General features: G+C 37.9%; 14 protein-coding genes. 5 read left to right on the forward strand and 9 right to left on the reverse strand.

Going from position 1 to position 14,884, the window contains the following annotated elements:
- Positions 1-56: 56 nt before the first annotated feature.
- The 5 genes from epmA to ABLB96_RS16540 form a co-directional block, all read right to left on the reverse strand.
- Positions 57-1,031: an EF-P lysine aminoacylase EpmA gene (gene epmA / locus ABLB96_RS16520; RefSeq protein ID WP_348897701.1), complete on the reverse strand. Its 975-nt coding sequence runs from the start codon at positions 1,029-1,031 to the stop codon at positions 57-59.
- A complete protein-coding gene (locus ABLB96_RS16525) occupies positions 1,028-2,095 on the reverse strand; it encodes a 4-phosphoerythronate dehydrogenase (protein WP_348897700.1) in 1,068 nt (355 codons plus the stop codon). Before ABLB96_RS16525 ends, epmA begins: the two co-directional genes overlap by 4 nt.
- Before the next feature lie 104 nt (positions 2,096-2,199).
- Positions 2,200-2,592, reverse strand: coding sequence for a YkvA family protein (locus tag ABLB96_RS16530; protein ID WP_348897699.1), 393 nt, complete (start codon positions 2,590-2,592; stop codon positions 2,200-2,202).
- Positions 2,593-2,712: 120 nt separating this feature from the next.
- Positions 2,713-3,504 carry a formate dehydrogenase accessory sulfurtransferase FdhD gene (gene fdhD, locus ABLB96_RS16535; RefSeq protein ID WP_348897698.1) on the reverse strand — a complete coding sequence of 264 codons (792 nt, stop codon included), beginning with the start codon at positions 3,502-3,504 and terminating at the stop codon, positions 2,713-2,715.
- Positions 3,505-3,583: 79 nt separating this feature from the next.
- Complete coding sequence (locus tag ABLB96_RS16540; RefSeq protein WP_348897697.1) at positions 3,584-5,992, reverse strand: FdhF/YdeP family oxidoreductase; 2,409 nt, start codon at positions 5,990-5,992, stop codon at positions 3,584-3,586.
- A 390-nt stretch (positions 5,993-6,382) separates the two neighbouring features.
- On the opposite strand from ABLB96_RS16540, the gene ABLB96_RS16545 reads away from it, so the two are divergent.
- Both ABLB96_RS16545 and ABLB96_RS16550 read left to right on the forward strand, forming a co-directional pair.
- Positions 6,383-7,525 (forward strand): glycerate kinase, encoded by a 1,143-nt coding sequence (locus ABLB96_RS16545; RefSeq protein ID WP_348897696.1) that lies wholly within the window; start codon positions 6,383-6,385, stop codon positions 7,523-7,525.
- Positions 7,526-7,576: 51 nt separating this feature from the next.
- Complete coding sequence (locus ABLB96_RS16550; RefSeq protein ID WP_348897695.1) at positions 7,577-8,182, forward strand: nitroreductase family protein; 606 nt, start codon at positions 7,577-7,579, stop codon at positions 8,180-8,182.
- A gap of 92 nt (positions 8,183-8,274) precedes the next feature.
- On the opposite strand, the gene ABLB96_RS16555 is transcribed toward ABLB96_RS16550, so the two are convergent.
- On the reverse strand, positions 8,275-8,829 hold the full coding sequence (locus ABLB96_RS16555) for a TetR/AcrR family transcriptional regulator (protein ID WP_348897694.1): 555 nt from the start codon (positions 8,827-8,829) through the stop codon (positions 8,275-8,277).
- A gap of 874 nt (positions 8,830-9,703) precedes the next feature.
- On the opposite strand from ABLB96_RS16555, the gene ABLB96_RS16560 reads away from it, so the two are divergent.
- The gene (locus ABLB96_RS16560; protein WP_348897693.1) at positions 9,704-11,461 is read left to right on the forward strand and encodes a caspase family protein; all 1,758 of its coding nucleotides are present in this window, start codon (positions 9,704-9,706) and stop codon (positions 11,459-11,461) included.
- Positions 11,462-11,612: 151 nt separating this feature from the next.
- Here the strand turns inward: ABLB96_RS16560 and ABLB96_RS16565 are convergent, their stop codons facing one another.
- Positions 11,613-12,353: a hypothetical protein gene (locus ABLB96_RS16565; protein WP_348897736.1), complete on the reverse strand. Its 741-nt coding sequence runs from the start codon at positions 12,351-12,353 to the stop codon at positions 11,613-11,615.
- A gap of 136 nt (positions 12,354-12,489) precedes the next feature.
- A complete protein-coding gene (locus ABLB96_RS16570; protein WP_348897692.1) occupies positions 12,490-12,909 on the reverse strand; it encodes a hypothetical protein in 420 nt (139 codons plus the stop codon).
- A 278-nt stretch (positions 12,910-13,187) separates the two neighbouring features.
- Here ABLB96_RS16570 and ABLB96_RS16575 point away from each other — a divergent pair, with 278 nt between their 5' ends.
- Complete coding sequence (locus ABLB96_RS16575) at positions 13,188-13,445, forward strand: YjhX family toxin (RefSeq protein WP_002048597.1); 258 nt, start codon at positions 13,188-13,190, stop codon at positions 13,443-13,445.
- A 33-nt stretch (positions 13,446-13,478) separates the two neighbouring features.
- Positions 13,479-13,985, forward strand: a complete 507-nt coding sequence (locus ABLB96_RS16580) for an N-acetyltransferase (RefSeq protein ID WP_348897691.1) — start codon at positions 13,479-13,481, stop codon at positions 13,983-13,985.
- A 193-nt stretch (positions 13,986-14,178) separates the two neighbouring features.
- Here ABLB96_RS16580 and ABLB96_RS16585 read toward each other — a convergent pair whose 3' ends face one another.
- A complete protein-coding gene (locus tag ABLB96_RS16585) occupies positions 14,179-14,883 on the reverse strand; it encodes a haloacid dehalogenase type II (RefSeq protein WP_279984838.1) in 705 nt (234 codons plus the stop codon).
- Position 14,884 lies beyond the last annotated feature (1 nt).

Raw genomic sequence — 14,884 nt, forward strand, 5'->3', positions numbered from 1 at the left:
CTGAATAAGCTCTAAATAAAAAAGCCACAATATTGTGGCTTTTTTATTATTTGTTTTTAGGCAATTTCGGCTGGAAATGCGATGACTTTTTCAATTTTGACTTGGTCCGTTGCCACCATAAGTAATCGGTCTACACCTAAAGCAATACCTGAACATTCTGGCATACGAGGTAAAGCTGCCAACAAGTATTCATCTAATGGCATAACATGAAGCCCTTGCTTGGCGCGCTCTGCATTATCTGCTTCAAAGCGTGAACGTAACACCTCTGCGTCGAGCAATTCATCGTAAGCATTGGCAAGCTCTAAACCTTCAATATAAACTTCAAACCGCGCAGCGACTTCTTCGCCGTCTTCATCTACTTTTACTTTTGCCAAAGACGCCATTTCTGGTGGAAAGTCTGTTAAAAAGACAGGTGCATCAAAACCTAAACTTGGCTCAACAAAGTGCGAAAACAACAAATCCATATAGGCTAAACGGTCATTCCCCAAATCGAGGTTTAACCCTACCCGATTTGCAGTATCTTTAAGTTGTTTCAACGTTGCTTGCAAAGGATTTATGTCTAAACGATCTTGAAAGGCATGTTTATAACTTAAAATAAACGGACGAACTTCGCCAAAACGATGCTGCAAACAGGTTTGTAATAAATCGGCTGTTTCATGCATTAAGGCTTTTAAGTCTAAACCCGGACGATACCATTCGAGCATGGTAAATTCACTATTGTGTTTGCGCCCGTGTTCATCGTCTCGAAAAACCTTACAGATTTGATAAATCGGCCCACTGCCACTTGCCAATAAACGCTTCATGGCAAACTCTGGTGAGGTCTGTAAATACTGTGTCTGCAACTTACCATTGATATGACGCAAAGTCTGAACCGATGCTAAATGTACATCGGTTACACCTGCTTGTGACACAATCGGTGTTTCGACTTCCATAACATCACGTTCAGCAAAAAACTGACGTATTTGGGTATAAAGCTTAGCGCGAGCTTTTAAAGCATCAATTGAACAAGTAGGTTGATAACTTAAGCTCATGCCGCTGGCCCCCCATATGCTGCCCATTCACGGCGCAGCGGATAATCTTTACGTAATAAATCAAATGCCTTTTGCTCTACTTTGCCATCTTTAACACAAGCACGTATATTGGCATCATCTTGAGCAATATCATAAATTTGAGATAGTTTTTGCTTTAATACCGCTTTCAAATCATGACCTGAAAAATAATCTTCACATGCAGGCAGCTGGGTTTCAAAACGCTTATTTATATCGAACCCAAACTGTTGGCAAAATGCTTCATAAATCATTTGAGTTCCGCGCGCCTTACCTTCTAGGCTATAGCCTGCAATATGTGGCGTTGCCAAAGCCAACATATTGAGAAGTTCTTCTGATATAACTGGTTCATGTTCAAATACATCGAGCACAACTTTACGCTGGGTACGTTGAATGTCTTCGATTAAAGCAGCTTCTTTCACGACTGGGCCACGTGCGCTATTAATTAAAATTGTGTCAGATGGAAGTGCTGCAAAAACATTTTCATCGAAAAGATGATAAGTAGCATGCTCGGCATTTTTGGTTAATGGCACATGTATTGAAATAGCATTAGCTTGTTGCAATAGAGTTTGAAAGCTCACATTTTCAATTGAATCTAGCTGCACATATGGGTCAAAGCCAATGACGTTCCAACCAAGTAACCCCGCCATATAGGCCAAACGTTTACCTACATTTCCAAGGCCAACGATGCCTAAAGTAAATTTTTCTTGTTGTTCTAAAAGTTTTGCATCTAAATGAAGTAGCGCTGTAATAACATATTCAGCAACCGCCTGTGCATTACAACCTGCGGCATTTGCCCAAGTAATGCCATGTTTTTCTAGGGCTTGAATATCTAAATGATCGGTACCGATTGTGGCACTACCCACATATTTTAATGCAGTATTTTCAATTAACTTTTCGTTTACTGCCGTGACTGAACGAACCAATAAAGCTTCAGCATCTTTTACATCTGCATGAGTTAAGGTACGCCCCGCATGGTGTTGAATATCGCCAAATTCTGAAAAAAAGTAATCGGTAAATGCCAAATTTTCATCTGCGACGATTTTCATTGTCTGCAACCCATAGCTTATAAAAACGTTATTATCCTTTGAGTTGTAGCAAAGTACAATGTTCAGGGTATTAAATTAGTACAGGGCTTTACGTTCCAATTTCATTACAAGCCACCACCAAAATAAAAATACGCCGTTACCGCAAGTATGAACCAAATTAAAATAATAAGCGCAGCAACCAAATAGTTTCGTGGCCTTTTTTCCTGTGCATCGAGCCACTCTTTTGCTTGTTGTTCTGCATCGAAAATGACTTGTTGAGGCGTAAACTGAACGGCTAACCAAATTAGGATTGGTAAAATAATGGCATCATCTATAAAACCTAAAATGGGAATAAAGTCCGGAATTAAATCGATTGGACTAAAAGCATAAGCCACCGCAATCACTGCAATAATTTTGGGCAATACTGGCATTTGAGGATGTCTTGACGCAAACCAAAGCATAATAATTTGTTTTTTTAGACGCTTTGCCCACTCTTTTATTGATTGTAACCAAGACATTTAGACAGACTCTGAACCTTTAGAGCTTTATCATAATGTATAAAATTTATCCCTAGCTTAAAAGTGAAAATGAGTAAAAGAGATTTCACATAGATAATACGGCGTGATCTATTTTAAATTCTATAACTCTGTATATAAAACAAATCCATCTCCTCTACAAAAGCTTGCCAACGTTAGCCCAGATATTTTTGCTAAATGAATCGCCATACTGGTGGGTGCTGAAATTGAAGCCAGCAAAGCAATGTTGAGCTGGGCACATTTACGAATCAGTTCATAGCTTGCTCGACTGGTCATCACAACAAAACCTAAACTGGTGTCATGGTTTTCTTGCGCCAAATATCCGAGTAATTTGTCTAAGGCGTTATGGCGACCTACATCTTCAAACACTGCTACAATTTGGCCGTCCACGACCCACGCTGCTGCATGCGCCCCACCCGTTAAAGCAGTAATTTCTTGTTGGGCTTTCAAATGAGAAATGGCAGCCGGAATTTGCTCAAGCCATGTTTTTGATGCCTGTGTGGTAATTTTAGGAACATCTAACTGAAACTGCTCTAAGCTTTCAATTCCACATAAACCACAGCCAGTACGCCCGACCATCATGCGGCGATGCTGTTTTAAAGCGGCAAATGCTCTCGATGAAATAGTCATTTCAACCGTAATACCCAATTCATTTTGATGCACATCAAGCGTATATAGCTCTTTTAAACTGGTCAAAATGCCTTCTGAAAGACTAAAACCTTTGGCAAATAATTCAACATCGGTTGGTGTTGCCATCATCACGGCATGAGAAATACCGTTATAGACCAACGCAATTGGATATTCTTGAACAATATGATCTAAAACATTTTCAGATTCGTTTTTGTTAAACCGCTGTACTTGTAAGGTTTCAACGCCATAAGAATGTGGTGTCAAAATGAATTCCTTTATTTGGAAATGGCGCTTGTTAAGAGCGCCATTTGTTTAAATGATAAGTTTTAAGGTCACATTTGGCTTAAAGGCTACTGACTTTCTTGTCGGCTTCTTCAGGGTCAACGGCTGTTGCCAAGTTAAAATGTTCTGGTGCATTTCCGGCATGCAAGATGACAGGAACGCTTTTTGAAGCCGGAATCTTGGCAAATTTATCGTGACTGCTTAAGGCCACCAATGGATTGGTTTCCGGATAGTAAGCGGCCAAGCTGCCCCGCGGAATGTTGTAAGGCACAATACGGAAACTATGCACAATACGCTTCACGCCATCTGAGAACACACTTTCAATATCGACCCACTGATTTGCTTCGAAGCCCGCTTCATCAATATCGGCTTGATTCATAAACAACACACGGCGCTGACCAAACACACCACGGTAACGGTCATCGAGGCCATATAAAGTTGTATTGTACTGATCGTGAGAGCGAGTGGTCATTAAGGTATAAACCTTACTTTGGGTATATGCCGCAGCGTACTGATTTTCTTTGTCAGCATAAACTTCTTCAAGTGGCATAATAATAAACTGCGCTTTACCACTTTTTGTATTCCAGATGTGCTGATTGGCTGGATGTTCTAAATGGAAACCACCCGGGTTATAAACACGTAAATTAAAGTCATGGAACTCATCAAATACATCGGCAATTGAGTCACGGATGCGGTCATAACTTTCGATGTACCATTTCCATTTAATCTGACTGTCTGGAAGTACCGCTTCTGCCATTCTTGCCACAATATCCGGCTCAGACAAAATATTTTTAGAAATTGGGGTATTGCGCCCTGCCGACAAGTGAACATTACTCATAGAGTCTTCAACCGAAATTGCTTGCGGGCCATGAAGCTGCTCATCAATTTCAGTACGGCCTAAACATGGCAAAATAAGCGCATCTTTACCACATACCAAATGGCTACGATTTAACTTTGTTGCGACATGAACAGTTAAAGCACATTTTCTAAGTGCTTCTTGGGTATATGGTGTATCGGGGGTTGCAACTGCAAAGTTTCCGCCTAAACCAATAAAGACTTTAACCTCGCCTTCAGCCATGGCTTTAATGGTTTCGACCACACCATGCCCATTTTTTCTTGGCGATTTAATTCCAAACACGCGGTCAATGTTGTCGAGTAATTTAGGGCTAGGTAACTCATTAATGCCCATCGTGCGGTCGCCTTGCACGTTACTGTGCCCACGAACAGGACAAAGACCTGCACCCGGTCTACCAATTTGACCACGCGCCAACAATAAATTTGCCAACATATGTACGTTAGCAGTTCCGTGACGGTGCTGGGTAATGCCCATACCCCAACAGAAAATTGAACGCTCAGAGTCTAAAAACAGTTTGGCGAGTTTTTCTAAATGTTCAGGCGATAAACCTGAATGCTTATAAATATCTGCCCACTCGGTTCTTTCTACCTCAGCAATCATTTCATCGAAACCAACCGTATTGACCGCAATAAAGTTTCGATCAAAAACACTCGGTTTACCGGAGGCAATTGCTTTTTTATCCCATTCATTTAAGTGCTTTAACATCCCCAACATGAGTGCATAGTCACCCCCAATTTTAGGCTGGAAATAATAACGACTAATTGGCGTACTGCCGTTGGTCATCATTTCAAGTGGGGCCTGCGGGTCTTGGAAACGCTCTAAACCTCGTTCTTTAATTGGGTTAATCGCAATAATGTTGCCGCCGCGTTTAGACACCTCACGCAAAGTACCTAACATACGTGGATGGTTGGTTCCCGGGTTATGCCCAAAACTAAAAATAGCATCGGCTATATCGAAGTCATCTAGAGTGACAGTGCCCTTTCCTAAACCAATCGAGTCAAGTAAACCGACACTTGTGGTTTCATGGCACATGTTCGAACAGTCTGGAAAGTTATTTGTTCCAAAGCTTCGCACAAACAATTGATATAAAAATGCGGCTTCGTTACTAGCACGGCCCGATGTATAAAACGCCGCTTGGTCTGGGTTGTCTAGCGCATGTAAATGTTGAGCAATGAGCTTAAATGCATCATCCCATGAAATAGGGACATATTTATCGGTTGCAGCGTCATAACGAACTGGGTCTGTTAAACGGCCTAAGTCTTCTAGGAAAAAGTCACTTTGTTCTGACAGCCAACTGACGGTATGACCTGCGAAATATTCAGGAGTCACTGTTTTACTGGTTGCTTCAAAGGCAACCGCTTTTGCGCCATTTTCACAAAAGTTAAAAGCATGGGCATCTTTCTTTTCTGGCCATGCACAGCCGGGACAGTCAAAACCTGTTGGCTGGTTAATGTTAAGTAAGGTAATTGAGCCTTTGCCTAAAATATCTTGTCGCTTTAAGTTTCGGGCAACGCTAAGCAGTGCGCCCCACCCGCCAGCAGGATGAGTATATGGCTCAATTCGCGCAAAACTATTATTTTCCTGTATATGCTTTTGTTCTTCTGAATTATCCACTTCTTCATCCTCATATTTTTTGCACAACAGGCTCAGTGAAATCACAATTTAATTATGGTTTGATCAAAGCTGCCCGCTGCTTAACTGATTCGTAGAGTCGGCTTTTTATGTTATTGCTCATTTTTAAAAGCTGGCTCAACCATGCTTATAATATGTGCCATATTCTTTCCAATTACAATCATTCAGGCTCACCGCAGTATTTATATAAAAACATATAAAACAATAGGTTAAAAATTTATTAGTTCTCTTTTTTACAGATAAAAACATTATGGGCTTTCATTTTTAACAGAGTGAAAGTGTTTTAAATTTGACACTTACATGAGTTTATCTATGTTTTTTTCGTATTAAGCAGTATAAAACAATGAGAAATCTATTCGTATTAGAGCATTTATGAAGATTGTAATTGCCCCCGATTCTTTTAAAGACAGCTTATCTGCTTTGAAGGTAGCTCAAGCGATTGCCAAAGGATGGCAAGCGGTTTTCCCGCATGTAGAAACTGTTTTATGCCCTATGGCAGACGGTGGTGAAGGAACCATTGAAGCTGTTTTAGAAGTCTGCAATGGTCAATGGCGTGAAAAAACTGTAGTCGGGCCACTAGGAAAACCTGTCCAAGCCAAATGGGGATGGTTAGAACAACAGAAAATCGCCATTATTGAAATGGCGCAAGCCAGTGGCATACAGCTCGTCCCGCCGTCTGAGCGAGACGCTTGCCACAGCACAACCTTTGGCACAGGTGAGCTTATACTGGATGCTTTAGATGCAGGTGCAAAAGATATTATTTTAACCGTGGGTGGTAGTGCTACTAATGATGGCGGTACAGGATTACTCAGTGCTTTGGGTGCGGTTTTACTCGATGCTAATAAAAATGTTTTACCCACAGGCGGGCTTGCTCTAAGCAACTTATCAAAAATTGATTTAACACACTTTGACCCACGTATTCAGCAAACCCAATTTTTACTGGCTGCCGATGTTCGCAATCCACTTTGCGGCCCAAACGGTGCATCCCATATTTTTGGCCCACAAAAAGGCGCTTCCCCAGCCCAAGTAAAGTTACTTGACCAAGCCCTTGCCCATTTTGCCGATGTCTCTGCTGAGCTTTTGGGTTTCGACAAACGAGATGAAGTAGGTTCTGGCGCTGCCGGAGGTTTAGGCTTTGCTGCCAAAAGTTATTTAAATGCGGCGTTTAAAGCTGGTGTTAAAGTGGTAGCCGAACTGAATCAACTTGAGCAGAAAATTGCTCATGCCGATTGGGTGATTACAGGCGAAGGTAAATTTGACCAACAGACTTTAAGCGGCAAAACAGTGTTTGGGGTGAGTCAAATTGCTAAAGCGCACAATGTTCCTGTGGTTGTGATTGCAGGGACTTTAGGCGAAGGCTACCAAGCGCTTTATGAGCATGGAGTTACTGCGGCTTTTTCACTCGCCAATGGCCCTATGCCTTTAGAACAAGCCTGCAAGCATGCAGCCGAACTGATTTACGAGCGAACTATCGATATTGCGAGATTAATTCAGTTTAATATGAACTCACTTTAAACATTACTTTGTTATTTTTAAAACGGTTAAACCAAGAAATAGGAAAATCTTATGAATGTTATTGATGCTCTCCGTAACCGCCGTGCAATTAAGCGCTTCGACCCTGCTTTCCAGTTATCTGAAGAAAACAAAAAGCAATTATTACAAGAAGTTTTAGCAAATGCACCAAGTGCTTTTAACTTACAACACTGGCGTCCAGTGATTGTTGAAGATGCTGAGTTAAGACAAAAGATTCGCGCTATTGCTTGGGATCAGCCACAAGTTACAGAAGCATCTTTACTGATTGTGTTATGTGCCAAAGTCAATACATGGGAAGTTGATGCTAAGCGTGTATGGGATGGCGCGACTCCTGAAGTTCAAAATATTATGGTTGGCGCAATTGACCAATATTACCGTGACCGTCCACAAACCCAACGTGACGAAGTGATGCGTAGTGCTGGTATTTTTGCGCAAACATTGATGTTACTTGCGCAAGAGCATGGCTTAGATAGCTGCCCTATGGATGGTTTTGACTTTGACGCTATGGCAAAGCTTATTAACTTACCTGAAGATCATGTGGTGTGTTTAATGATTGCTGTGGGTAAATCAGCATCTCAGCCTTACCCTCGCGTGGGCAAACTTCCTTATGATGATGTAATTATTAAAAATACATTCTAAGTTGTTATTTAAATTTTAGGCTTCCCATTAGTTTTAATATCACTATTTGGAAGCCTTTAATTTGGAATTTATTATAAAGTGGTCTTTAGTTTCTATTTAAACTGTCTTAAAAAGCGCATTAATAATCTCTCATTTTCATCGGCCTGTTCTGACATTAAAAGCTGGAGAATTGCGCCATCAATCATATATAAAAACAGTCTGGCATCAGTAAAAGCAACATCAGCTTTGAGTAATCTAAGCTGGCTATAAATTTCATTGGTCAGCCATGTTCTATACCTTACTGCGGTCTGAAAAGCGTTTGGATAGCTGTTTTTAGTTTCAAAAATGGCCTTAAATAATAAGTAATACTGCCCCTCTAAGTCGGTATGTAATTCATAAAGATTTTTGAGTTTATCGATTGTGCTTGTGTCATGGTCGTACTCCACCATTGCAACCACTTGGTCTTGCAGCCGTTCTTTTTGCACAATTAGGCAGATATCAATGAAGCGTTCTTTAGAGTGAAAATAATTATAAAACGTCATTTTATTCACTTCAGTTTCTCTCACAATTTTGTCGACACCGACCATGTGAAAGCCACCGTAGTGGAATAAATCGATCCCTTTTTTAACAACTTCAAAAGCACGTGTTGGGAGAGTTAAATTTGGCATAGTTTTACCGTTATAAAATAATTTTTTGTTGTATGTAAAAGAGATATAAAAAGCCTGTGCCTTTTTTGGGAGAAAAAAAGGCACAGCAAAGCCGTAAGACAGTGCTTGGCACATCTCAAGTTTTATTGTTGCTAAGTTTTTAGTCGTGAAGATTTAAAGTCTAATCCGCCTAATATTGATCAAACTTGTTAAAAAAATATGTGGTGTCGTTATAGCTTTTGGCAAAGGCTGCCAAGAAATAATGGATGTACAAAGCCAACTCCTTTTTATTGGGAGTTCTGCCAGACATTTATAGAATTATGGTGGCAGAACGAGAAAGGGTTCGCAGACTAGTAATAACTCAAACTAGCACACCCGAGGGTGTCCCTCTCCCGTCCTACCGCTACGGGAAAGGAACGAGTGGCTACCACACAAGAGTAGTCCTCAGAAGGAATGGCTCTGATGCGGGAGTTATTATTCAGTCTGCGACGACTGACTGGCAATGTGGCCAGCAGGCAAAGAATAGTGCCCAACCCTTTTGCAGTCAAGCATAGAAAATGACATTTGTTTTAAATTAGATCATTAAAAAGTAAGGATAAATAATCAGTGAGTTATTGTTAAATGGGGGTTTATAAAGGGGGTAAAGTAATGTAGTCTTGGGAGTTCGCATAGAATAAGAATAGTATTGAGCTAAATATAAAATAAATGGAACAACTACTAAGGAAATTTATAGCCAATTTTCTACTTACTTTTAAATTATTTTGAATGGAATGCTATTACAGAACTGCAGAAAACACAGCTAGTTGGAGATGCCAAGTATAAATAAAATAATAAATTTATTATTTTATAAAAATATTTTAATATCAGATCATGACTTACTAACATTGATAACTAGATGCAAAATTTAAACCACTTATTAAAAACTGATTACTCAAATAGTTATGCACTAATTATTGGAATAAATAATTATCAAAAGGTATCTCCACTTGGTTATGCAGTAAATGATGCTCAAGAAGTTTCAGATGTTTTAATTAATAAACTAAATTTTCCAAAAGAAAATGTAAAAATACTTATAGATGAAGAAGCAACCAAATCTAATATTTTGAAGGCTTATCATTCCTATACATCTGACTCGATCAATATTGATGATAGATTAATTATATTCTTCGCAGGTCATGGTCACACCTTAAAAGGTTATCGAGGGGATGTAGGCTACTTAGTTCCTTTTGATGCAGATACTAATGATACTTCAACATTTATTCGCTGGGATGAGCTTACTCGAAATGCTGAATTAATTCGTGCTAAACACATTCTCTTTATTATGGATGCTTGCTTTAGTGGATTAGCCATATATAGAGATGCAAAGGTTGGTGCAAATAGGTTTCTCCATGACATGTATAAAAGATTTTCAAGACAAGTTATTACTGCTGGTAAAGCTGATGAACCTGTAGCTGATTCTGGTGGTCCTTTACCTAACCATTCCATTTTCACTGGACACCTGATTGAAGGCATGCTGGGTAAAGCTGCTAATGATTTAGGAATTATTACTGCTAACAGTCTAATGTCTTATGTTTACACTAAGGTATCACAAGCACCTAATTCTGAACAAACTCCACATTATGGACAATTTGATGGTGATGGAGATTTTATTTTCTTTTGTCCTGATGAGTTTAAGCAACCATCCGATACACAAATCGGGACAGACCATTTAATCTCAATTCCCTATGTTAATGAGGCCAGAACATTACAAAGTTTAGATGATAAAGTTAAGAAATTAAAAGAGCTACTATCTTCTCCTAATTCAAAAATTACCATTGAAGACTTTTTTAATGATGAAATTAGAACATTCTTATCCAAAACAAATGAAGAACAATTTAATTTAAATGAAAGGAATCTAGACTACCCTCAACTTATTGAAAAAATTAATAAATATGAAGAAATAAGTAGAGATCTTTGTATATTAACAGCTTTAATCGCTTATTGGGGGGAAGTTCCACATTTATCTTTAATAGAAAAAATAATTAAGCTGTCTTCAGATCCATTGTTAGATAACCAGAGTGGATTAGTCATTTTAATAGAATTACGTTGGTATCCTTTAATCTTACTTCAATACTTTGCAGGTATTTCTGCTATAGCAAATAAAAATTATTTAACACTCGCCAAAATTTTAAATACGACTTTGAATGAATCAAATAGAAATGATGAGAATGAAACACTGAGTTTAAGATTATCGAACTCCACATCAGAAATTACAAATATTTTCAAGCAAATGCCGGGACATGAACGACAATACATACCAATGAGTGAATATTTATTCACTCATCTCCAACCCTATTTAGATAATCTTTTTTTCTTAGGAAAAAGTTATGAATACTCCTTTGATTATTTCGAAATTTTGAGATCACTGGTTATTTTAGACAGCCAACTAGTAAAAAATCCTGATCGAGCTTGGTCCCCTATTGGAAGATTTGGTTGGAAATTTAAGTCTTTTATTTTTTCAGATAATTCAATCTTATCAAAAGTTAAAAATGAAATATTAACTGAAAAAAGTAATTGGCCGCCACTTCAAGTAGGATTATTTGGTGGTGAATATGGCCGTGCGGAGAATGCTATAAATTACCTAGAAAATCGATTAAACAATATTAATTTGTAAAATTATTTTTGCATCAGCTTTACTAATTGATACGGCTATTTTTATTATACTTACTAGTCAGATTACGTTACATGAATCTTAAAAATGATTCAATTCTGACATTAAAGAAAAGCCCCTGTTCTACAGAGGCTTTTTTCAATTCAACAACTCATTATTTATAAAACCAAGGTTTCTTTGGCGCAGTCCCAGTATATGCAGGACTAACTTTAATTGGTCCCTGACCTTTTTCGCATTCGTGAACACCCCACTCACTAGGGCGAAAACGCGCATTAGCTCCATCAGGCTCAGGTTTACCAAATTCTTTTTGAATATCATAATGAATGAGTGGAATTTCAAGTAGCACGATGTCTCCACCAGAACACGCAATGGTAGGATGCTTTGTGTCGTACACCCATTTACCATAACCATTTTCTTCCTTAGGATCAAAGCGCATGACTGGACCTATATGCTGATCCCAAGCCAATTCCACTCGAGGAGGCTCCATCGCGGTTACCCACATTCCTGCAACCTGTACAGGATGAGGAAAACGTACCGCCTGTAATCCACGTAAGCTAAAGGGTACTTGTGGCTCGCCATTGTCAAAAGCATCGTAACGACTAATTAAACTCCCTTTAGGAATCAACAGTTCGCCATATTGTGCATCTTGAGATAAAACGAAATGGCTGCGACGTTCCTTGTAATGCTGCTTAAGAGCAATCTCATACTTTACCGATTCAGTCATATAAAATAAATAACCTGCCCACAGGTCACATATCAATGCTACTAGCATAAGGAATAATGTCTTTTTAGAAAAAAATCTCACCGGCCTTTGTGACTTCTTTCGCAAAAAGAATAGTGCTTTCACCAATAAACCTAGTGTTAGTACAACACCAATCAATGGAGCAATAAACAACAGAAAAATTGCAAAAACCGAGAATGTTTGTACGGGTATCATATTTATTAAATCTTTAACTTCATTTTTTCAAAGGTGGGGCGCCAAAAAAATTGTATATACGTATATTAAAAACTAGCCTTATGATTCACAGACACTATTTTATAGCCTTAGCATTTTCACACACTAAATTAAGCATAGCTAAATCATTATCACCCGTGGCTTTCATTACTTCACTCTTTTTATCGCTCTTGTACTTAAGTTCACCATTATTTTTATCACCAATCATAAAGTCTAAAATCTGCATCGTCTTATGTGAACAGTCAAAAGCCATATGAAATTGTGTGATATTATCTTTATCAAAATCACCTGTATAAAACTTTGTTTCAGGTACGCCAACTAGTTTTCTGGTAGCAGTAATTTTAAATTTACTTTTACTTGGTAAATAAAATTCGATTGAATCTAGTTCAAAAGCATAAGCGATATCTTCTTGCTGATAATAAACTTCTTCTGCTTGAATACTATTTGAAAAAGCTGCACAAGTAGCGAAAATTAAGCTAAAAATTGTTTTTTTCATTTACTAAAACTCATACATAATTTTTTGTTGCCTGATTTTATATAAATGAATGTTCTATGAATATAAAAAACATTTGTTATTAAGTGATATATACAGTTAATATATTCTTTAAATAAAAGTATCCCCCTTCTTAAAGAGGTTTATATGTTGGAGATAGTAATCATCTGATAATCACTCTCAATTTTTACTATTGAGTTGATTATCAATGTCGCAATTTTTCTGTGGTCATGTTTCTGATCACCTCTATTTGCACGTTTGATTATTATCAAGGCTCCAACATGAATCTTTCAAAGTTCGAACAACGAACTCTCCATGTCCTTGCCAAAGGCGGACATATTAAATACCAACGTAATGCATCAGGCACAGTCTATTTCGTTGAATGCTATACACGAGAAGGTTTCGTGCTATCTGATTGTTCCTTAGATGTATTTAAAAAGCTAAAAGCAAAACGTTTAATCAAGTCTAAAAATAGCCAACCTTATCAAATTACATTGTTAGGACTCCAGACTGTCCGCCCTCAACTAGACAACCGTTGATATAAGTTGCTATTTATTAAGAGAAAGAAAAATATGAACATTAAAATTCGAGATGAACAACCCGTAGATATTAAAAATATCGAAGAGTTAACCAAAGCAGCGTTTCTGAATGCAGAACATTCTAGCCACACCGAACAATTTATTGTGAATAGCCTTCGCAAACATAAGCAACTCACGATTTCTTTGGTCGCCACAGAAAACGACTTAATTATAGGTCATGTGGCTATTTCACCAGTTACAATCACGTCAGGTGAATCTGGCTGGTATGGCCTAGGCCCTATTTCTGTATGCCCAAATAAACAAGGAATTGGCATTGGTTCTCTTTTAATGAATGCAGCACTTCAAAAGTTGAAAGAATTAGGTGGAAAAGGTTGCGTTCTATTAGGTGATCCAAATTATTACAGTCGATTTGGTTTTAAATCTTACCCAGATTTAAATTTACCTGATGTCCCAAATGAATACTTTCAAGCTATAAGTTTCAGCAAACATATTCCCTCAGGAGAAGTTACTTATCATGAAGCATTTATGGCAACTGAATAAATAAGTTCACTTCCAACACATAATAAAAAGCCTCTATTTATAGAGGCTTTGTATTAATTTAAAACTTTGAAAATTATACAATTATTAATTCCATTAAATTCTACAAATAAAATTGAGAGTAGTGCCATTTTCAGTCAAGCAACTACATACAAAATGGGCTAAAAAGAACGCCCATTTTATGGGAAATAATAAATTAATTTTTCAGCTTACCAAATAAGTCTAATAAGTCGGAAGCATGTAAATCATTATCAGCACATGGTGAAATATCTTTTTGTACTGACTTACCAAATTCTAATGCTCTTTCAATATAAGCCGTCATTAATCCACAAGAACGTGCACCAGCCAAATCATCATGATGAGCAGCAACCATTAAAACTTGATTAGGAGATACATTCAATAATTCGGCAACACCAAGATATGTTTTTGGCGAAGGTTTATAGGCATGGAAATTTTCAGCAGAAAAAATATAATCCCACGGTAGATTAGAGAACTTAGCCATATCAACTAATAATCTAATATTGCCATTCGATAGTGCACAAATAATAAATTTATCTTTTAGCTTATTTAAACCCTGAATAGTATCACTCCAAGGGTCTAATCGATGCCAAACTAAATTCAAATGAACTTTTTGCTCTTCAGATAAATCTAGAATGTTATATTTTATTAACAAATCATCTAAAATCGAACGATGAATGTCATCAATAGAACTCCAAGGTCTTTCACCAGCAAGAACTTTATCCATAGCAGGTCGGTAACCAGCTCTCCAATCTAGAGCAAATTGATTACTATCAACTGGCAATCCCATACTGTCCAACTCTTTAACAATAGATGAATGCCAATCCACGACAGTTCCAAAAACATCAAAAGCTAAAACTTTAATGTCATTAAAATTTTTCATA

This window comes from Acinetobacter sp. XH1741 (assembly GCF_041021895.1).
Taxonomy (GTDB): domain Bacteria; phylum Pseudomonadota; class Gammaproteobacteria; order Pseudomonadales; family Moraxellaceae; genus Acinetobacter.